This window comes from Pseudomonas sp. MUP55 (assembly GCF_034043515.1).
Classification (GTDB): Bacteria; Pseudomonadota; Gammaproteobacteria; order Pseudomonadales; family Pseudomonadaceae; genus Aquipseudomonas.
Window position 1 is genome coordinate 3726785 of sequence record NZ_CP138214.1, and the last position, 21230, is coordinate 3748014.

Annotated in this window: 17 protein-coding genes; 7 read left to right on the forward strand and 10 right to left on the reverse strand. The window is 63.7% G+C overall.

What is annotated here, in order from left to right:
* The 7 genes from SC318_RS16685 (at position 1) to SC318_RS16715 (ending at position 7209) form a co-directional block, all read left to right on the forward strand.
* Positions 1–1011: a branched-chain amino acid ABC transporter permease gene (locus tag SC318_RS16685; protein WP_320427684.1), complete on the forward strand. Its 1011-nt coding sequence runs from the start codon at positions 1–3 to the stop codon at positions 1009–1011.
* Complete coding sequence (locus SC318_RS16690; RefSeq protein WP_320427685.1) at positions 1008–1757, forward strand: ABC transporter ATP-binding protein; 750 nt, start codon at positions 1008–1010, stop codon at positions 1755–1757. Before SC318_RS16685 ends, SC318_RS16690 begins: the two co-directional genes overlap by 4 nt.
* On the forward strand, positions 1757–2452 hold the full coding sequence (locus tag SC318_RS16695; RefSeq protein WP_306493608.1) for an ABC transporter ATP-binding protein: 696 nt from the start codon (positions 1757–1759) through the stop codon (positions 2450–2452). Before SC318_RS16690 ends, SC318_RS16695 begins: the two co-directional genes overlap by 1 nt.
* Before the next feature lie 13 nt (positions 2453–2465).
* Positions 2466–3734 (forward strand): Zn-dependent hydrolase, encoded by a 1269-nt coding sequence (locus SC318_RS16700; protein ID WP_320427686.1) that lies wholly within the window; start codon positions 2466–2468, stop codon positions 3732–3734.
* Positions 3731–5137 carry an amidase gene (locus SC318_RS16705; protein ID WP_320427687.1) on the forward strand — a complete coding sequence of 469 codons (1407 nt, stop codon included), beginning with the start codon at positions 3731–3733 and terminating at the stop codon, positions 5135–5137. Before SC318_RS16700 ends, SC318_RS16705 begins: the two co-directional genes overlap by 4 nt.
* 145 nt (positions 5138–5282) lie before the next feature.
* Entirely contained in the window at positions 5283–6146 is an 864-nt protein-coding gene (locus SC318_RS16710; protein WP_320427688.1) for a LysR family transcriptional regulator, read from the forward strand.
* A 58-nt stretch (positions 6147–6204) separates the two neighbouring features.
* Positions 6205–7209 carry a LacI family DNA-binding transcriptional regulator gene (locus SC318_RS16715; RefSeq protein ID WP_320427689.1) on the forward strand — a complete coding sequence of 335 codons (1005 nt, stop codon included), beginning with the start codon at positions 6205–6207 and terminating at the stop codon, positions 7207–7209.
* Here the strand turns inward: SC318_RS16715 and SC318_RS16720 are convergent.
* The 10 genes from SC318_RS16720 to SC318_RS16765 all read right to left on the reverse strand — a co-directional run bounded on the left by SC318_RS16720 (position 7206) and on the right by SC318_RS16765 (position 20954).
* Positions 7206–7931 (reverse strand): SDR family oxidoreductase, encoded by a 726-nt coding sequence (locus tag SC318_RS16720; RefSeq protein WP_320427690.1) that lies wholly within the window; start codon positions 7929–7931, stop codon positions 7206–7208. The two genes, SC318_RS16715 and SC318_RS16720, sit on opposite strands and share 4 nt — an antisense overlap.
* A gap of 856 nt (positions 7932–8787) precedes the next feature.
* On the reverse strand, positions 8788–10320 hold the full coding sequence (locus SC318_RS16725) for an FGGY-family carbohydrate kinase (protein WP_320427691.1): 1533 nt from the start codon (positions 10318–10320) through the stop codon (positions 8788–8790).
* Positions 10321–10322: 2 nt separating this feature from the next.
* On the reverse strand, positions 10323–11402 hold the full coding sequence (locus SC318_RS16730) for an alcohol dehydrogenase catalytic domain-containing protein (protein WP_320427692.1): 1080 nt from the start codon (positions 11400–11402) through the stop codon (positions 10323–10325).
* 27 nt (positions 11403–11429) lie between these two features.
* Positions 11430–12422, reverse strand: a complete 993-nt coding sequence (locus SC318_RS16735; RefSeq protein WP_320427693.1) for an ABC transporter permease — start codon at positions 12420–12422, stop codon at positions 11430–11432.
* On the reverse strand, positions 12388–13896 hold the full coding sequence (locus tag SC318_RS16740) for a sugar ABC transporter ATP-binding protein (RefSeq protein ID WP_320427694.1): 1509 nt from the start codon (positions 13894–13896) through the stop codon (positions 12388–12390). The genes SC318_RS16735 and SC318_RS16740 overlap by 35 nt, the downstream gene beginning before the upstream one ends.
* A 63-nt stretch (positions 13897–13959) precedes the next feature.
* A complete protein-coding gene (locus SC318_RS16745) occupies positions 13960–14883 on the reverse strand; it encodes a substrate-binding domain-containing protein (RefSeq protein WP_320427695.1) in 924 nt (307 codons plus the stop codon).
* Between the two features lie 294 nt (positions 14884–15177).
* On the reverse strand, positions 15178–16620 hold the full coding sequence (locus tag SC318_RS16750; protein ID WP_320427696.1) for a pre-peptidase C-terminal domain-containing protein: 1443 nt from the start codon (positions 16618–16620) through the stop codon (positions 15178–15180).
* Positions 16621–16767: 147 nt separating this feature from the next.
* Complete coding sequence (locus tag SC318_RS16755) at positions 16768–17832, reverse strand: lipocalin-like domain-containing protein (protein ID WP_320427697.1); 1065 nt, start codon at positions 17830–17832, stop codon at positions 16768–16770.
* On the reverse strand, positions 17822–20284 hold the full coding sequence (locus SC318_RS16760) for an ABC transporter permease (RefSeq protein WP_320427698.1): 2463 nt from the start codon (positions 20282–20284) through the stop codon (positions 17822–17824). The genes SC318_RS16755 and SC318_RS16760 overlap by 11 nt, the downstream gene beginning before the upstream one ends.
* Before the next feature lies 1 nt (position 20285).
* A complete protein-coding gene (locus tag SC318_RS16765) occupies positions 20286–20954 on the reverse strand; it encodes an ABC transporter ATP-binding protein (RefSeq protein WP_320427699.1) in 669 nt (222 codons plus the stop codon).
* Positions 20955–21230: the final 276 nt, after the last annotated feature.

Consider the following 21230-nt stretch of genomic DNA (forward strand, 5'->3'; position numbering starts at 1 on the left):
ATGAGCGAGAAAAACCCCCTGCCGTTTGCCAAGACCCAATCGCGCGCGATGCTGCTGTGGGTGCTGGCGGTGCTGATCGGCCTGCCGTTGATATTGCCGTCGGCCACCCTGGCCACCGAAATCCTGATCTTTGCCCTGGCCGCGCTGGCCTGCAACCTGCTGCTGGGCTACACCGGGCTGTTGTCGTTCGGCCAAGGCATCTTCTTTGGTGCCGGTGCGTATTGCGCGGCGCTGCTGATGATCCACCTGCAACTGGGTCTGTTCAGCGCCCTGCTCGGCGCGGCCCTGACCGGTGGCTTCCTGGCCCTGCTGGTGGGCGCCCTGGCCATTCGGCGCACCGGTATCTACTTCGTGATGCTCACCCTGGCGTTCAGTCAGATGGCCTACTTCGTCGCCTACACCCTGAGCGACTGGACCGGCGGCGACAACGGCCTGCTCAGTGTGCCGCGCCCGGAAATCCGCATCGGTGACATCGTGCTGCTGTCGCTGGCCGACGCCCGCGCCTTTTACGGGTTTGTCGCCGTGCTGTTCCTGCTGATCTTTATCGGCGCGCGCCGGGTGATCGCTTCGCCGTTCGGCAGCACCCTGATGGCGATCCGCGAAAACGAAACCCGTGCCTCGGCCATCGGCTACGACACGCGGCACTTCAAGATCCTGGTGTTCGTATTGTCCGGCGCGGTCACCGGCATTGCCGGGGCGCTGTACGCCATGCTGCTGCACTTTGTGCCGCTGTCGAACATCGACCTGGCAATGTCCGAGAACATCCTGATCATGACCATCGTCGGTGGCACCGGCTCGTTGTTCGGCTCGTTGCTGGGCGCCGGTTCCATCGTGCTGCTGGGGGACTTCCTGTCGGACCTGTGGCCGCGCTGGCTGATGCTGCTGGGGGTGATCCTGATCCTGGTGGTGATCTTTATGCGCGGCGGCTTGTGGGGCGGGTTGGCCGCTGTGTTCGAAAAAATACGCGGCCGTCGCACGCCCAGCGTCGTGGCAAAGGAGCACGTGCAATGAGCATTTTGCTGGAAACTCAAGACCTGGAACTGGCCTACGGCGCGTTCCATGCGGTCAACGGCGTCAACCTCAAGGTCGAGGCCGGCACCATCCACACCATCATCGGCCCAAACGGTGCGGGCAAGACCAGCCTGTTCCACTGCCTCACGGGCGAGCGCCAGGCCACCGCCGGCGCGATCCACTTCGACGGCAAGAACCTGATGCGCAAACCCGCCCATGGCCGCGTGGGCCTGGGCATGGCGCGCTCGTTCCAGCTCACCAGCCTGTTCCAGAACCTCAGCGTGCGTGAAAATCTGCGCCTGGCCGCCCAAGGCCGTGACGGCGCGCGCGCCCTGAATTTCTGGCGCCGCGTGGACAGCAAGCGCGAGCACCTGGAGATGGCCGACCAGGTGCTGGAACGCCTGCAACTGACCGCCCGCGCCGAGACCCTGGCCGGCGAGTTGTCCCACGGCCAGCAGCGCGTGCTGGAAGTGGGCATGTCGATCTGTTCCAAGCCCAAACTGTTGATGCTCGATGAGCCCACCTCGGGCATGGGCATCGACGATATTCCGATCATGACCCAACTGATCAGCGACCTGGGCCGCGACCACACGGTGCTGCTGATCGAACACAACATGAGCATCGTCATGTCCATCAGCCAACGCATCACGGTGATGAGCCACGGGCAGATCCTGGTGGAAGGCACGCCGCAATTCGTGCGTGCCGATGAACGTGTGCGCACGGCTTACCTTGGGGAGGCGGCGTGATGCTGATCGTCGAAAACATTCACTCCTACTACGACAAAAGCCATGTGCTCGAAGGCGTGTCATTGACCGTCAACCCCGGCGAGCTGGTGACGCTGCTGGGCCGTAACGGCGCCGGCAAGACCACCACCTTGCGCAGCATCCTGGGCATCATCTGCCCGCGCCAAGGCCAGATCCACTTCAACGGGCAGGCGCTGGTGGGGCAGAAGATATTCGAAATCGCGCGCCAGGGCCTGGCGCTGGTGCCGGAGAACCGCGGGATTTTCCGCCTGCTCAGCGTCGAGGAAAACCTGCGCATCGCCGTGCGCAAGACCAGCCGCTGGCAACTGGAAGACGTGTACGCCATGTTCCCGCGCCTCAAGGAGCGGCGCAGAAATGCCGGGCATGCGCTCTCCGGCGGCGAACAACAGATGCTCGCCATCGCCCGCGCCCTGCTCAACGATCCCAAGCTGTTGATTCTCGATGAGCCCACCGAAGGCCTGGCGCCGGTGATCGTCGACGAACTGGTGAAGATTCTGCGCAAGGTCAAGGACGACGGCCTGCCCGTGCTGCTGGTGGAACAGAACCTGATGGTCTGCGACAAGCTCGCCGACCGTCATTACGTACTCGAACAGGGCCGCGTGGTGTACGAAGGCAGCGCCGCGGATTTCCGCGCCGACCCGAGCATCAAGAATCGCTATCTGGCCCTGAGTGCCTGACCGGAGAATGCCCATGAATTCTTTTGCGCAACCGCTGCAGAGCAACGCCCCGCTGATCAATCGCGACCGCCTGTGGCAATCCTTGATGGACCTGGCCCGGCTCGGCGCCACGGCCAAAGGCGGCGTGTGCCGCCTGGCCCTGACCGACCTTGACCGCCAGGCCCGTGACCTGTTCGTGCAGTGGTGCGAGGCCGCCGGCTGCAGCGTGACGGTGGACGCCATCGGCAATATCTTTGCTCGCCGCGCCGGACGCAACAACGCCCTGCCCCCGGTGATGACCGGTAGCCATATCGACACCCAGCCCACCGGTGGCAAGTTCGATGGCTGCTACGGGGTGATGGCCGGCCTGGAAGTGATCCGCACCTTGAATGAGCTCAACATCCAAACCGAGGCGCCGATTGAAGTGGTGGTGTGGACCAACGAAGAAGGTTCGCGCTTTGCGCCGTGCATGATGGGCTCCGGGGTGTTCGCCGGTAAGTTCGACCTGCAGGACACCCTCGACAAGCAGGACGAGCACGGCCTGTCGGTGGGCGCGGAATTGCAGCGCATCGGTTATGCCGGTTCCCGCGCCGTGCTGGGCCATCCGGTGGGCGCGTATTTCGAGGCGCATATCGAACAGGGCCCGGTGCTGGAAGACCAGGCCACCACCCTCGGCGTGGTGATGGGTTGCCTGGGTCAGAAATGGTTCGACCTGACCCTCACCGGCGTCGAAGCCCACGCAGGCCCGACGCCGATGCATCTGCGCAAGGACGCCCTGGTGGGCGCCGCCGAGGTGGTCAGCGCGGTCAACCGCATCGCCCATCAGCAGCAGCCGCACGCCTGCGGCACCGTCGGCTGTCTGAGCCTGCACCCCGGTTCGCGCAACGTGATTCCAGGCCAGGTGCACATGACAATCGACTTGCGCCACCTGCACGCAGACAAGCTGCAAGCCATGGTCGACGAAGTGCGCAGCGTGATCCAAACCAGCACCGCCCGGCACGGCCTCACGTATGAACTGACCCCCACCGCCGACTTCCCACCCCTGGACTTCAATCCCATCTGTGTGAACGCCGTGCGCGACGGCGCCAGCGCCCTGGGCTTGAGCCATATGGATATCGTCAGCGGCGCCGGGCATGACGCGATCTTCGTTGCCGAACTCGGCCCGGCCGGGATGATCTTTGTGCCATGCGAAGGCGGCATCAGCCATAACGAAATCGAAAACGCCGCACCGGATGACCTGGCGGCAGGCTGCGCGGTACTGCTGCGCGCCATGGTCAATGCGGCGCAGGGAGTTCAGCCATGAGCGAGATCGGCCAACTGACAGCGGTGCAACTGCTGCAGCATTTTCGCGACAAGCGCTTGTCGCCGGTGGAAGTCACAGAAGATGCGCTGTTGCGTATCGAGCGGCACAACCCGGTGGTGAACGCTTATTGCCATGTGGACCCGGAGGGCGCGTTGAACGCGGCACGCGCCGCCGAACAACGCTGGCTCAAAGGCCAACCCTGCGGCGCGCTGGACGGCGTGCCGGTATCGATCAAGGACCTGACGTTGACAGCGGGCATGCCCACCCGCAAGGGCTCGCGCACCACCGCCTCCGACGGGCCGTGGGACGTCGACGCGCCGTTCACGGCCTTCATGCGCAAGGCCGGCGCGGTATTGCTGGGCAAGACCACCACCCCGGAGTTCGGCTGGAAAGGCGTCACCGACAACCCGCTGTACGGCATCACGCGCAACCCCTGGGACACGCGCACCACGGCGGGCGGTTCATCCGGCGGTGCCGGTGCGGCGGCTGCGCTGAACCTGGGCGTGCTGCACCAGGGCAGCGACGCGGGCGGCTCGATTCGGATTCCCTGTGCATTCACCGGCACCTTCGGCATCAAGCCGACCTTCGGTTATGTGCCGCAATGGCCGGCAAGCTCCATGACGATTCTGTCGCACCTGGGCCCAATGACGCGCACCGTGGAAGACAGCGTGCTGATGCTAAAGGCCGTGGCACAACCGGACGCGCGGGACGGCCTGATCGGTGCACCCAGAGCCACGCCATGGCTGACGCCGGGCACTGACCTGAAAGGACTGCGTATCGCCTACAGCCCCACCTTCGGTTACGTGCAGGTCGACCCGCAAGTGGCCAAGGTGGTCGCCGCCGCCGTCGACGGCCTGGTGCAGCTGGGCGCCCAGGTTGAGCAGATCGATCCGGGCTTCAGTGATCCGCTGGAGGTGTTCAGCACCTTGTGGGCCGCCGGCGCTGCGCGCTTGACGCGCGGCATGAGCGACGCGCACAAGCAACTGCTCGATCCGGGTTTGCTGCGCATTGCACAACAGGGCGAGCGCTTGAGCCTGGATGATTTCAACGCGGCCCTGGAAGCACGTGCGGCGCTGGTGGCCCGGATGGCGGCGTTCCATGAGCATTACGACGTGCTGGTGTCACCGATGATGCCGATCACCGCGTTCGCGGCCGGGCACAACGTACCGCCCGGTTCCGGCCTGCAGGAATGGACGCAGTGGACGCCGTTCACCTACCCCTTCAACCTCACCCAGCAACCCGCCGCGTCGGTACCCTGCGGGCTGGCGGCGAATGGCTTGCCGGTGGGGTTGCATGTGGTGGCTGCGCGGTTTGCCGATGAGCAGGTGTTGCGGGTGTGCCAGGCATATGCAAGTGCATTTCCCACCGAGCATCTGCAAACACCGATCACCCCAACACCCTAGATCCAATGTGGGAGGGGGCTTGCCCCCGATAGCAGTGGTTCAGTCAGCTCATCTATCACTGACCCACCGCAATCGGGAGCAAGCCCCCTCCCACAGTTTTGACCGCATTCCACTACAATGCCCTCCATTCATTCCCGGGGGCTTCATGGACATCGAACTGGCACGCACCTTCCTCGAAATTACCCGCTGCGGCAGCCTGGCCGCGGCGGCGGAGAAACTGCACGTCACCCAGACCGCCATCACCGCACGGGTCAAAAACCTGGAAAACCAGTTGGGCAGTACGCTGTTCGTGCGCAACCGCGCCGGCGCCAGGCTGACCGCCGATGGCGAGGCCTTCGTGGTGTACGCCAACCAGTTGCTGCAGACCTGGGAAGCCGCCCGCCGTGACCTGCCGTTGCCCGATGGCTATCGCAACGTGCTGCACATCGGCGGTGAAGTCAGCCTGTGCAACCCGTTGATGCTTGGCTGGGCCAAGGCGCTGCGCGAGCGGATTCCGGGCCATGCGCTGCGCACGGAAGTGCGTGAAGGCGAGTACCTGCTGCGCCAGTTGGAGTTGGGCGTGCTCGACGCCGCACTGGTGTTCCAGCCGCACTACTGGCCGGGGTTGCAGGTGGAGCAGGTGCTGGAAGAAAAACTGATCCTGGTGCAACTGGCGAGCAAACCCGAGCCCTACGTGTATATCGATTGGGGCCCGGGCTTTCGTCAGCAGCACGACGCCGCCCTGCCCGACCGTGCACGCGCTGCCGTGAGTTTCAACCTGGGGCCGCTGGCGTTGCAGTACATCCTGGAGAACGGCGGCGCCGGGTATTTCCGCACGCGGGTGGTGCAGAGCTACCTGGACAGCGGCGTGATGCAGCGGGTGGCCAAGGCGCCGGAATTCAGTTTCCCGACCTACCTGGTGTACGCGCGGGCGCGGGATTCAGCGGTGCTGCAGCAGGCATTGACGCTGTTGCGCGAGGTGGTCAAGGCAGAGGACGATTGGTCGCAACGCTGGGACCCGCTGATTTGAATCACCCTGCGCCTGCGCGCATGCTAGCCTGCGGGTGTTTCCTTTCGCAGCCTTACCGATGAACAAGAAAAAGTCCGTCACCATCAGCGACATCGCCAAACGGGTGGGCATGACCACCATCACCGTGTCCCGGGCGCTGAGCAAACCTGACCTGGTCAAACCCGCCACCCTGGCGCGCATTCTGGAAGTGGCGCGTGAGCTGGACTACGTGCCCAACGCCTTTGCACGCGGGCTCAAGCGCAGCGAAAGCCTGATCATCGGGGTGATCACCGCGTCGGTGGACAACCCGTTCTACAGCGAAATGATCAAGGCGATTTCCCGCGAAGCGAAAAAGCACGGCTACACCATCATGCTGGTGGACACCGACGAACTGGAGGAACTGGAAAGCAAGGCCGTCGATACCCTGCTGGGGTATCGCGTGGCGGGGATCATCCTGTCGCCGGTCTCCGATGAGCCGAGCTACCAGCCCGACTATCTGGAGCGCCTGGGCAATGGCAAGACACCGGTGGTGCTGCTAGACCGCACGATCCACGACAGCCCGTTCAGCCGCGTGGTGCTCGACAACTACCACAGCGGCATCCAGGCCGCACACTACCTGCTGCGCCAGACCCCGAACCTCAAGCGCCTGCTGGTGCTGACCGGCCCCGAGCACTCGCGCATCACCGTCGAACGCCTCAAGGGCCTGCGCGAAGTGCTGGCCGAGCATCCCCAGGTGCAGGTCGAAGTGCAGGCCGGGGACTACACGTTGATGCCGTCCTACCTGCACACCCTCGACTACCTCGCCGCGCACTCGGCACCGGATGCGATCATGGGCTTCAATCAGTTGATCACCCTCGGCGCCCTGCGCGCCTTGCGCATGCACAACATCGCCCACGACAGCCTGACCATCTGCGGCATCGACCGCCTGCCCTTCGCCGATATTTTCGGCGTGCCGATTGCTTGCGTGGCCCACGACGCCTCGCTGGCCGGCAGCAGCGCGGTGCGCCTGCTGCTCGATCGCCTGCAAGACCCGCACAAGCCACGGGACAAGGTGGTCATCGCCGGGCAACTGGAGAACGGCTAGCGGCTGGTGTAGCCGCCATCGATGGGCAGGCTCACGCCGCTGATCATGCTCGCGGCGTCGCTGAGCAGGAACAGCACGGGCAACGCCACCTCCACGGTTTGCGCAAAACGGCCCAGCGGAATCGCCGCCAGCGCCGGATCGCGCTTGGCCGGATCAGACCAGGCCATGGTCGCCATGGGCGTCAGCGTGACGGTGGGGTTGATGCTGTTGACGCGAATGCCGAAGCGCCCCCATTCAGCGCATTGCACGCGGGTGATCGCATCGAGCGCGGCCTTGGAGGCGCAGTAACCGAGGTGATCGTCCAGGGCCACCAGCGACGCCTGGCTGGACACGTTGACGATACTGCCGCCCAGGCCAGCCTCGATCATTTTCGCCGCCACGCGACTGGCCACTTGCGCAGCGGCGCGGGCATTGACGTGCATGACCTGATCGAAGGCCTCGGCGCTGATGGCGGCGGCCGGTTCCAGGCGGGAAATACCGGCGCAGTTGACCAGGCCGTGCAGCGGTGGCAGCTCGTTAAGGGCGGTGTCGAGGGCACGGCTGTCGGCAATGTCCAGGCACAGAGTGCGGCACCCCAGTTGCGCGAGCGCCTGCGCGTCACGCCCCAGGGCAAACACCTCGGCGCCGCTGAGCATGAGCTGACGGGCGATTTCGCGACCGATGCCACTGCTGGCGCCGGTGACAAGGATGCGCTGGCCGGTGAAGTCAAAGGTGGCATGCATAAATAAAATTCCCGAAACAATGATGATCCCTGTGGGAGGGGGCTTGCCCCCGATGAGGCCGTGTCAGCCAATGCAGCGGTGACTGACCCACCGCCATCGGGAGCAAGCCCCCTCCCACATTTTTGGACTGGGTTGGGTCAGGCAGTCTGCAGGTCGTGCATGATCAAAAGTGGCTGCATAAATAAAACCCTCCAAACAATGAAGATCCCCTGTGGGAGGGGGCTCGCCCCCGATGAGGCCGTGTCAGCCAATGCAGCTGTGACTGACCCACCGCCATCGGGGGCAAGCCCCCTCCCACATTTTTGAACTGGGCTGGGTCAGGCAGTCTGCAGGTCCTGCATGATCGAAAATGACTGCATAAATAAAGCCCTTCAAACAATGAAGATCCCTGTGGGAGGGGGCTTGCCCCCGATGAGGCCGTGTCAGCCAATATAGCTATGACTGAACCACCGCCATCGGGGGCAAGCCCCCTCCCACATTTTTGAACTGGGTTGGGTCAGGCAGTCTGCAGGTCCTGCATGATCGAAAATGGCTGCATAAATAAAACCCTCCAAACAATGAAGATCCCCTGTGGGAGGGGGCTTGCCCCCGATGAGGCCGTGTCAGCCAATGCAGCTGTGACTGACCCACCGCCATCGGGAGCAAGCCCCCTCCCACATTTTTGGACTGGGTTGGGTCAGGCAGTCTGCAGGTCCTGCATGATCGAAAATGGCTGCATAAATAAAACTCTCCAAACAATGAAGATTCCCTGTGGGAGGGGGCTTGCCCCCGATGAGGCCGTGTCAGCCAATATAGCTATGACTGACCCACCGCAATCGGGAGCAAGCCCCCTCCCACATTTTTGGACCGGGTTGAGTCAGGTGGCTTGCAGGTTGTGCATGATCGGTTTCAAAGCCGGGTAGAGCTTCAGGTATTCGCTGAATGCCTGATCGTAGATCGCAACATTCTCGCGCTTGGGCTGCGCCCGCAGCGCCAACTGCACCCAGCCCTTGTCCATCTCCCCATCACTCACCAGCCCTACCGTGTGCGCCGCCAACAACGCAGCACCGAGCGCCGCTTCGACTTCCTGAACAATGGTGTACACCGGATAGCGCGTTACATCCGCGATGATCTGCATCCACACATCCGAATGGCTCGCCCCTCCCACCACAATCAAGCGCGGGTCTAGGGAGTGCGCGCCCTGGGAGCCGGCTTCGATGTTGTGGCGCAGGGCAAAGCTCACCCCTTCGAGCACGGCGCGGTACAGATGCAGGCGCGTGTGATACAGGTTCAGCCCGACAAAACTGCCGCTGGCGCGGTCATCCCATACCGGGCTGCGCTCGCCCATCAGGTAAGGCAGGAACAACAGCCCCTCGCTACCCGCCGGGATGCTCATCGCGCTGCGCTCCAGCAGCACCAGGCTGTCCTGGCCGGTGGCCTTGGCCTGCTGCTCCTCAGCCTGGCAGAACTGTTCGCGAAACCAGCTCACCGACGCCCCGGCGGTGATCGCGCCGCCGAAGATGTACAGGTCGCGATGGCCGTTGTAGACATGGGGCATACTCACCAACCCATGACGCGCATCCACCTGCTGGTTGAGGTAGCCCCAGCACATGCTGGTGCCGATCATCGCCACATGGTTGCCCGGCTGCGTGACGCCCGCGGCCAGGGTCGCCATGGCCGCATCCACACCGCCGGCGAGTATCGGCGTGCCTGCCTGCAAGCCCAGGCGCCCGGCCCAGTCCTCCAGCAAACCGCCCACCACTTCACCGGAATACACCAACCGCTCAGGCATCATCGATGGCGGGATGCCCAGTGCCTCGAGCATCTCGACGGACCAGTTGCGCGCAGCCACATCGTAGACACCGCCGATATTGCCGGCGCTGCTATGGTCCACCGCCAGCGCGCCGGTCAGGCACCAGTTGATATAGCTGTTGGGCGGCAGCAGGTAGCGCGTGTTCGCCCACACCTCAGGCTGGTGCTGCTTGAGCCAGAGCATCTTGGTAAAGCCGTAGTAACTGTCCACCGAGTTACCGGTGACGGCGAACAGTCGGTCCAGGTCCAGGTGTTCGCGCACCCACTGCACCTGCTCGCCGGCCCGCCGGTCCATCCAGATCAGGCACGGGTGCAACGGTGTGATCTGCGCATCCACCGCGATCCCCGAGCCGCCATACAGGCTGCTGATGCACAGCGCCTTGACCTGCGCCTTCTCCACCTCGGCCTTGGCCATGCACTGCGCCACGCAGGCCTCGACCGCCTCCAGCCAGACCTGCGGCCATTGCTCGGCCCAGCGCACTTTCGGCGTATCCACGCGATACCCCTGGCTGTGCTGGGCGATGATCGTGCCGTGGGCATCCACCAGCAGCGCCTTGGTGCTCTGGGTTCCTATGTCGACCCCCATCACGTAGTTCATGGTCAAAGCACCGGTTTGAGCAAGACCTTGATCGACTTCGTGGAATTGGCCAGCTCGAAGGCTTCGGCAAAATCATCCAGCGGGAAGTCGTGGGTCACGATGCCTTGGGACGTCACCAGGCCGCGCTCGAACAGGTCGATGGCAATCGGGTAGCAATACGGGCCAAGGTGGGCGCCGCGCACGTCCAGCTCCTTGCGATCGCCAATGATCGACCAGTCCACGCTGGTCTCGGCGCCGAACACGCTGAACTCGACGAAACGCCCGAGCTTGCGGATCAGGTCCAGGCCCTGGGTGACGCCGGCCGGTACGCCCGTGGTCTCGATGTACACGTCGCAGCCGTAGTTGTCGGTCAGCTCGTTGATGATCGCGCGGGCGTTGTCGCGGGACGGGTTGATCACCACATCGGCGCCGAACTTCTTCGCCAATTCCAGGCGCTCGTCGACCATGTCGATCACCACCAGTTTCTTCGGCGTCTTCAGCGCCGCCACTTGCACCATGCACAGGCCCAGGGTGCCGGCGCCGGCAATCACCACCACGTCATCGAGCTGGATATCGCCACGGTTGACCGTGTGGATCGAGCAGGCCATCGGCTCGACCAGCGCCGAGTCTTCCAGGGACACCGACTCGGGGATCTTGTGCACGATGGCGGTCTTGGGAATGCGCATGTACTGCGCCATACCGCCCTCGGCCACTTCGCGCTGGAAGCCGAAGATGTTGTGCACTTCGCACATCCAATACTTGCCCGACTTGCAGAAACGGCACTTGGCGCAGGGCACGATCTGCTCGGCGATCACCTTGTCACCCACCGCCACTTCGAAGTGCTCCCCGGCGCCCTCGCCCGCCTCCACCACATAGCCAAAAAATTCGTGGCCCGGCACCACTGGCGCCTTGACCCAGGGATTGTCGCCGCCCCAGAACATCGCAGCGCCCGAGTGACACTTGCAGTCGCTGGCGCAGATGCCGCACGCGGCGATGCGGATCACCAGTTCATGGGCGCGGGCCTGGGGCCGGCCGATACGCTCCAGGCGATAGTCTTTCGGGCCGTGGCAGACGACGGCTTGCATGTGAGTGTGCTTGTCCATGGTGTTCGGTCCTGTGTGGATAGGTGTTTATCGATGGCGCTGACGGCTGATAAAGATCGCCAGCAAAATGATCCCGCCCTTGATCACGCTCTGGACGTAAGGCGATACGCCGAGCATGTTCAAGCCGTTGTTCAATACGCCCAGGAGCATGGCGCCCAGCAGCGTGCCGACGATGACGCCGCGCCCGCCGGCAATCGACGCACCGCCCAGTACCACGGCGGCAATCGCATCCAGCTCGAACGACACGCCGGCATTCGGCTGGCCGCTCATCAAGCGCGAAGTCAGCACCAGCCCGGCAATCGCGGCGGTGAGGCCGCTGATGCCGTACACCAGCAGCTTGAAGCGCGCCGCGCGCACCCCGGACAAGCGCACCGCCTCTTCATTGCCGCCGATGGCGTAGATGTAGCGACCGATGCGGGTGTGCTGCAGCAGCACATAGGCGGCCAGATAGGTGAGCAACATGATCAGGATCGGCACCTGCATGCCGAAAACGCTGGCGCGGCCGAAGAAGGCGAACCACTCCGGCAGCCCGGAAATCGGATAGCCGTCGGTGTACATCAGCCCCAGGCCACGGGCGATGCCCATGGTCGCCAGGGTCACGATGATCGGCGGCATATGCAGGTAGGCCACGAACAGGCCATTGCCGATACCGAAGGCCACGCCCACCAGCATCCCGGCGCCGATGGCCAGGCCTGGCGGTACGCCGGCGACCATCAAGCCGGCCGTGAGCGTGCCGGACAACGCCATCACCGGCCCCACCGACAAGTCGATGCCACCGGTGAGGATCACGCAGGTCATGCCCACCGCGATAATCGCGTTGATCGACACCTGGCGGGCAATGTTCGACAGGTTGCTGGCGGTGAGAAAGGTGTCGCTGGCGAGGATCATCACCAGAGTCACCACCACCAGGCCCACGAAGGGATAGAACGCCGGCGAGCGCAGCAACCGCGCCAGGTTCAGGCGCAACCGGCTGCCGGCTGCGGTGTTAATGGACGTATTCACTTGAGCCCCCTGTTGCATGGCGCATGACCTCTTGAGGATTGACGGCGGACGCTTCCAGGACCTTGACGATCGCGCCCTTGTGGAACACCGCGACGCGGTCACACATGCCGATGACTTCCGGCAGTTCGGAGGAAATCATGATGATTGCGTAGCCCTGTTCGGTGAGGCTGCGCATCAGCGCGTAGATCTGTGCCTTGGCGCCGACGTCGACGCCACGGGTGGGTTCGTCGAACACCAGCACGTCGCAGTGGTGGTTGATCCAGCGGGCGATCACGACTTTTTGCTGGTTGCCGCCGCTGAGGTTCAATACCCGACTTTCCGCACTGGGCGCCTTGATCGACAGCTGGCGCATCAGCACTTCGACGCTGGCGCATTCCTTGGCCTTGTCGATCAGGCCGGTGGCGTTCTGGTATTTGGGCAGGTTGTTCAACGAGATGTTTTCGCGAATGCTGAAGTCGGTGATCAGCCCTTCGCTCTTGCGACTTTCGGGCAACAGGCCGATGCCATGGGCGAGCGCCTGGGCCGGGTCGTCGAGGCTGACCTTTTCACCGCGCAGCCACACCTCTTTGCTCACCGAGGGCAGCGCGCCCATCATGCCCAGTGCCAGCTCGGTACGGCCGGAGCCGACCAATCCGGCAAAGCCAAGGATTTCGCCCTGGTGCAAGTCGAAGCGGTTGTGAGGGCCGTCACGCACCAGCTGGATGTCCTTGACCTCCAGCAGCAACGGCCCGCGTTCAGTGGTGGGTTTGGGTGGGAAACTGCACTCCAGGCGACGGCCCACCATCATCTCGACCAAACGGTCGATATCGCTGTCGGCCACATCGGTAACGCCCACATTGCCGCCGTCGCGCAGCACGCTGATGCGGTCGCACACCTGGAAGATTTCCTCCAGATGGTGCGAGATAAAGATCACCGCCACGCCCTGGCGCTTGAGCTCGCGCATGATCTGGAACAGCAGCTCGGCTTCGCTGGGGGTCAGGGTGGCGGTGGGCTCATCGAGCACCAGCAGGCGCGCATCCAGAGCCAGGGCCTTGGCGATTTCGACGAACTGCTGCTCGGCCACACTCAGGTGCCTGACCGCGCAATCGAGGTTGATCGACACGCCCAGACGCTTGAACAGCGCCTCGCTGGCCTCGCGCATCTCGCGTTTGCGCAACAGGCCGAAGCGGTTGCTCAGCTCATGGCCAAGGAAGATATTCTCCACCGCCGTCAGGTAGGGAATCAGGCTGAATTCCTGGAACACGATGCCGATGCCGGCCGCAATCGCATCCCGGTAGGTCGCAAATTGCCGGGCCTGGCCGTCGATCAGGATCTGCCCTTCGTCCTGATGCTCGACGCCGCCGAGGATTTTCATCAGGGTCGATTTGCCCGCGCCATTTTCCCCCAGCAACGCGTGTATTTCGCCGCGCTCCACTTGCAGGTTGATGGACTTGAGGGCCTGTACCCCCGGGTAACGCTTACAGATATTTTCCAGCTTCAGAAGACTGCTCATACCGCCGACCTCACACTCGGAAGGACAACCCGAGCCCCACGGCAAGCGTGGGGCACAGGCGATTTACCAGCTGAAGTCCTTGGCCTTGGCCTGGTCGATCAAGGTGATGTCCACCGGCAGCGTGGCGGGCACTTGCGAGCCCCAGTGCTTGGCCAGGGCGATGCCAAGAGCCAGGCGGACCTGGTCGCGGGGGTATTGAGCGGAGGTGGCGATGAACTTGCTGCCGGGTTTCTGGATCGCCTTGATCGCTTCCGGCGCACCGTCGACGCTGACCAGCTTCACATCCAGGCCGCTGGCTTCGATGGCCGACAGCGCACCCAGGGAGCCGTTGTCATTCACGCTGAAAATGCCCTTGAGGGTGGGCTGGGCCTGCAACATGTTTTCGGTGACGGTCAGCGCCTGGTCACGTTCCTGCTTGCCGTTCTGAATGCTGACAATCTTGATGTCCGGGTGCTTGGCCACCGCCTCCTTGCAACCGCGCACGCGCTCCAGGATCGGCACCACGGCGATGCCGTCGAGGATCGCGATGTTGCCTTTGTCGCCGATGTTTTTGGCCAGGTATTCGCAGGCCTGGAAACCGGCGTCGTAGTTTTTCGAGCCGACGAAGGAATCCAGTGGGCCATCGGCCTGGGCGTCCACCGCCACCACGACCACCCCGGCGGCATGGGCGGACTTGACCGCCGATTGCACGCCGACCGAATCGGTCGGGTTGATCAGCAGAATGTCGATGCCTTTTTGCAGCATGTCTTCAACATCACTGACTTGCTTGGACACGTCATGGCGGGCGTCGGTGATGATCAGTTTCGCACCGATGCTCGCGCCAGCTTCTTCCAGGGCGTTTTTCATGGTGACGAAATAGGGGTTGTTGATTTCCTGGAACGAGGCGCCGATGCGGATCGGTTTGGCGGCGTCGGCAAACACCGGGCAAGCACTGCCCAGGGTGATGCTGGCAGCCAATAAACACAGGGTTTTCGGGAGCATTTTCATGGCGTGGGTCTCTGTTTTGTTTTTATTTTTAGAGCAAATGTTATCGTTAACATTTTGTCAGAAGCTAGCAAGTAAATCAGACCTGCGCAAGCCTCCACTGGTCGGTCGCGGTCAAATGTGGGAGGGGGCTTGCCCCCGATAGCGGTGGTTCAGTCAGTTCATCTGTCACTGACTCACCGCCATCGGGGGCAAGCCCCCTCCCACAGTTGTAGCGTGCCGCCTGCGAATCATGAGTGCGCCGCAAAAAAAAGGAGCAGCCTGTGCAGGCCGCCCCTTCTGTTTCACATCACGCTGTCAGTGGATGATGTCCTGGGTGCAGATATGCCCCAGGCTGACGTATTGCACGCTGTCACCGCCGACGCCTACACCCGGGAACTCGGCCAGCTCGATGCGCCAGCCACCCTGGTTGTAAGTGGTTCTCCACGTGTACGGCACGCCGGTGCTGCTGTCGTTGATCACCGTGGTGAAATCACCGAAGCAGGTGCCGATATTGGCCGTGGCCTCGGACACGCCCGCGCTGTTGGTGGTCGCCTTGTAGTCGACCCAGCGGTAGTTCAGGTCGATGAAGTGGTTATCCACGCGCAACACCGGGGTGACGCCCAGCAACGGCGCACCCGTGGTGTCCGACCACTGGGTCGACCAGTTCAACTGCCGCGCGGTTTGTGTTGCCAGCGGCATCTCGCTGACCGGCACCCGCACGATGTTGTCGCCTTTCACACTGCTGGTGTTCAGGCGCGGCGTGGACCCCAGGCTCAACTGGTAGTACTTGCTCGGGTCCTGCGCCACCGCTGGGTTGGCCCGCACACGCACCTTTACGGTGGTGCCCGGCGCGACGCTCGGGTAAGTCGAGGTGGAACCCGCTGGCACGGTGACCCAATTGGCGCCATCGAAGCGGTCGAAGATCCACTGGTCACGGCTGCCGTTTTCGTCGCCCGCCAGGTACAGGCTCACGCTTTGGCCACGCACCGCCTTGAAGTCGAAGTAATCGACATCATCGACGCTGTCGAGGTTACCGCTGACCTTGTTCATCGAGTCCGGCAATACGAACGCTGTTTGCGCGCTGTCGTTGGGCTCGAACGCATCGATGTTGCTGTCTACCGCCACGCCAAAACTGAACTGCGCGTTGTCGGCGACCTTGGCCACCATGTACCAGTAATAGTCGCCGGCCGGCAGTACACCGTTGAGGTATTCGTCCGCGTTGCCTGCGGCATCGGAAGACCCCACCACACTCAGGTTGCCCTGGCCGTCATCCTGAAACAGGGTCAGCGACATATCCGCCCCTGCGCTCTGGTTGACCAGTTGCACCTGCACCCGCGCGTTTTGCGGCAGGTTGAAATGGTAGGCGAACTCGTTGCCGGTCTGCACCGCATCGATGGTGTAGAGCGTGTTGATATCCAGGGTAGGAAACAGCGGTTCAAACGCCGCAGCGGCCGCGCTTTTCGAAGCGCCCTGCGCCGGTTTTTTCAGCTCGCTGACCACGCTGTCGAACGGCGCGGACTTGATGGCTTGGGGCACGGCCTTGGATTGACCGCTCTTGGCCGCCAGGAGTTTGTGCTTGAGCGCGGACGAAACCTTCGCCGCGTCCAGCTTGCCACCGGATTTGAGCGCTTTTTCCGCGGCCTGTTTTGCCGCTGCGGCACTGAGTGTGCGAGGCGCTTGATCAGCGAGGGAGAAGGCCGAAACGAAGCAGGAGGCCATCATGGCCGCACCTAGCATAAGGGCTTTTTTCGATTTCATTTTTTTATCCATCCATAGTTAAAAAATTGAAGCTCAGGTAACCGGTGACATCCGGTCACCTGGGATGGAATGTAGGACGATACTGTTTATATGTACAGTACTTTCTGAAAATTTTGTTGATCTAACCAAGGGCGTCATAAAACGTCCCTAGTACCCCGTCATCTCCAGATACCCCACCCCACCGTCAAATTTCACCGGTCCTTCCCAGTAGGGAATTGCCAGGTTCATCCACGCCTTCGGGTTGACAGCTTCGGTGGTGATGTCCAGGTGTTTGCCGGGAATTTTCAGCGACCAGCGCGTGGGGATACTGCGCCCTTCGATCTGGGTGTTGGCCAGCGGCGCGAGTTGGATATCGGCGTTGTGCAAGGTCTCGGTATGGCCTTGCGCATCGATCCAGGTGCCGGTGAGGTAGCCGCCGCCGTCCTTCTGCCGCACGCGAAACAGCATCAGGTGTTCGCCTCGGTCCAGGTGCAGGGAGAACCAGTCCCAGCCGGTCTGGCTCGCGGCCAGTGGCTGGCTGCTCCATTCGCGGTCCAGCCAGGCGGGGCCGCTGACCTGGTAGGTCTGGCCGTCGATGCTGAGGCTGCCGCTGGCGGTGAAAAACGGCTGGCTGTAGTAGTAGGACGCCTGGCCCTGGTCGGATTTGCGGCTGTAGCCGTTATCGCCCTGCAGCACCAGCGGGCGGCTGGAGGTCAATTGCAGGTCGTAGGCGAACTGCGCGCCGCTGGCCTTGAGTTGCATGTCGGCCAACGGGCTGGCGGCGCCCGGGCGGGTGGCGAAGTTCCAGTCGTCGATCCAAGCGCCAAAGGGCCGGGCCTGCGCCCCGGCCTGGCCGACGCCGCCACGGGCGAAGCGCTCGGCGGCGTAGTGCCGGGTGGCGGAGGTGACGGCGGCATGCCCGAGCCAAAGGGTCGAGTCGCGCCAGCCCGGTTGCGCAGGCCCCGCGTTTACGGCGTTGCGGAACAAGGTCCATTGCACACCGAAGGCATTGCCTTGGGCGTCCTTGAGGTTGGCGGTGACGTACCACCATTCGATGCGAAAGCCCGGATGCGGGCCGTGGTCTTCGGGGAAGGTGAAGACCTTGCCGGGCACCACCTGCACAAAGTCCGCCGCATCACTGCCCAGGCCGGCGAAGCCTTCTTCGGGGCGCGGTGCCTGGTCGCACGCGCTCAGCAGCAGCAAAACCGCCCACGCCAACGCTTTAATCTTCATGGGCAAACGTCCTCAACAAGTCCGCCGGGCGGCTTCGATACAGTTGCCACAACGGCCAGGCCGAGGCGAGCAACGTGGCAAGCATCGCCAGCCCCATCAACTGCGCCAGTTGCCACGGGAACACCTGCAACGGCAGGCGCCAGCCAAAGGCTTGCACGTTGATCACCGCATCCAGGCACCACGCCAGCAGCAGACCCAATGGCAACGCCAGCACCAGGGTGAGTACCGCCAGCAGCCAGGTCTGGCCCAGGTTCAGCAGCATCAGTTGGCGGCGCGTCACTCCCAGCGCCCACAGCGGTGCCAGTTGGCCCAGGCGGCTCTGGCTCTGGGTCAACAGGCTGATGAACAGCGCCACCCCGGCCACCCCCAGGGTCAGGCTGTTGAGCGCGGCGGTGGCGGCGAAGGTGCGTTCAAATACCTGGCTGGACCAACCCTTGAGTTGCTGTTGATCGACGATGCGGCTGTCTTCCAGGGCGAATTCTCCCTGCACCTGGGCGATCAGCGGCGGCACATCCTGGGGTGCCACGCGCAGGTTGAAGCGCACCGGCGACAGTGTCGGCCAATGCGCCAACAGGTGTTTGACGTTGACCAGCAAATGGCCCTTGGGGTTGCCGTAATCAGCGTAGATCCCGACGATCTTGGGCGTCCAAAAGCCCTGGGGCGTGGGGACTTGAACCGTATCGCCCAGGCGCACGTTCAGGCGCCGCGCCAATTGCTCGCTGAGCATCACGCTGTCGTCCTGCAGCAGGCGATCCCAGGGCGCGCTCGCCGCCTCCAGCAACGGCCAGTGCTGGCGATAGGTGGGGTCGTCGACCACGCCGAACAGCTCCGCCGGCCAGCCTTGCAGCTGCACCGCGACCTGCCAGCTGGGCAGCACTGCCTTCACCCGCGGTTGGTGCGCCAGCCAGGCCTGCAGTTGCTCGGCCTGGGCCGGATTTTGCGGGTTGAGGTACAGCTCGGCGGTAAGGCGTTGCTCCAGCCAGTGATTGAACGTGCTGCGAAAACCCGAGGTCATGGAGCCCGCGCCGATGTTCGCCGCCAGGGCCAGCAGCAGCGCCATCAGTGCCAGGCTCAGGGCCGGCAATTGCTGGCGACAGTCGGCGAGAAACCACTGGCCCAGCACCGAACGGCTGCGCCCCAGCACGCCCTTCAACAGCGCATTGAGCAGTACCGGCAAACCGAGGGCGGCGCCCAGCAGCAACGCCGCCATCAGCACAAACCCGGCCGCCAGACTGTTGCCCCAGCCCAGCGCTACCAAGGCGATGAGCAGGGCCACAGCCGCCACCCAACCCTGGCGCCGCAACCAACGACCGTGGGCCTCGTGCCAGGCCTGGGCGTTGGCCAGCGCCAGCAACGGCAGGCGGGCCGCACGCCACAGGCTGCTGGCCCCGGCGAGCAACGCACCGAGCAGGCTCAAGCCCAGGCCTGCAAGCCACCACCACGGGCTCAAGCTCAGTTGGCCGGCGACTTCGGCGCCGTAAAGCCCGCGCAAGCTGGCAGCCACGTCGGGCAGCAACAGACTGGCGAGCAGGTAACCGCTGGCCACACCGAGCACGCCGCCGAGCAACGCCAGAAAGCCCAGTTCCACGCTCAGGCTGAGGATCAGCATGCGTGCGCTGACCCCGCAGGCGCGCAAGGTGCGCAGCAGGCCCCGGCGTTGCTCCAATGCCAGGCCAATGGCTGCGTGCACGATGAACAGCCCTACCACGAAGGACAAAAAGCCCAGCGCGTCGAGGTTCAGGTGAAAGCTTTCGGTGAGGCGCGACAGGTTGTTGTCGTCGCCCTGCTTGAGTTGCAGCCCGGCAGGCAGCGTGGGATGGCGGGCGGCGAAGCGATTGTCCAGCAGCAGGCGCGACAGTCGCCCCTGCAGGTTGAGCACGGGTTGGGCAAAGCCGATATCGGTGAGCAGCAGGCCGGGGGCCATGTCCGGCTGAACCTGCAACGGCGGCAGCGGGTGCCCGTCAGCGGTCAGCGGTTGTTCGCCAGCCTGCAAGCCAAGCGCCTGCAAGGTTTGCGCGGCAATCCAGGTGCGCCCCGGTGCCTCGAAGAACGCCAGCATCTGGGCCTGGCTCAGGCGTTGCCCCGCCACGCTGCCGCTGCCAGGTAACGACACCGGTTCAATGCCCATCAACTGCAGGCGCTGTTGTTCATGCCCCTTGAGCACTATGCGGCCCTGCACCACCGGTGACACCGGCCACCCGGCACGGCGCAGTTCGGCGAACCACGCCTGGGGGAATGCGGCACCGTCCGGCGCGCTCAAGCTGGCTTGTGGTTCGCCGCCGATCAACTGGCTGGCACGCGCGTAGCCGTCGCGCGCCTGGCTGTTCAGCGCCTGCACGCCAATCAGCAGCGCGGTGGCCAACCAGAGGCCGGTCAGCACGCTGAAAAACTGCACCGGGTGGCGCCGCCAATGGCTCAACAGCGCCCGCAGCGCCCAATAGAACACCGCCATCTCAGCGCGGCTCCATCGGCACGACACGGCCGTGGTGCAGCACCACTTGCTGATCCAGGCGCGCGGCGAGACGTGGGCTGTGAGTGACCATCAACAGGCTGGTGGGGCTGTCGCGCAGCAGGTCGAGCAGCAGCTGCAGCACCTCGTCGCTGGTGGTTTCGTCGAGGTTGCCGGTGGGCTCGTCGGCCAACAGCAAGCCTGGACGGGACGCCAGTGCGCGCCCCACCGCCACCCGCTGCTGCTGGCCGCCGGACAACTGCTCCGGGTAACGCTTGAGCAAGTCGCCCAGCCCCAGGCGCTCCACCAACTGCGCCTGCCACTGCGCATCGAAACGCCCGGCCAGGCGCGCCTGGAACGCCAGGTTGTCCTCGACCCGCAAGCTGCCGATCAGGTTGAACTGCTGGAACACCAGGCCGATTTCAGTGCGTCGCCAGTGGGCCAGTTGCCCTTCGTTGAGGCGATCGAGGCGCTGGCCGCCGATCAGAATGCTGCCGCCGTCCACGCGGTCCAGCCCGGCCACCAGGTGCAGCAACGTGCTTTTGCCGCTGCCCGACTCCCCCATCAGCGCCAGGCTGCTGCGCGCCCCCAGGTGCAGGTCGACGCCTGCCAGAACGGCCAGCGGACCTTGGGGGGTCGCGTAGTGTTTAACCACACCTTCTACCTGCAACATAGGAACGCTCGGGTTAAGGACTGCAAACGAGAATAACGGCTGCGTGGCGTTCCTACGCAATTTTTTCACATTGATTTCACCGCCTGCCCACTCCGGACACTTTAAATTCTGCGCCCAGGCACCATTAACCGGACACTTTTAAGTTGGCCCACGCGATGTTTCTTAATATTCATATGTTCAGCTAAAAGACAGCAGCCGTATGACAGGCTTCTGCGCTACCAAGGCCCTCGGCCGTATAAGTTGCGTGCGTCTTTTAACAATAAAACAATCACTCGT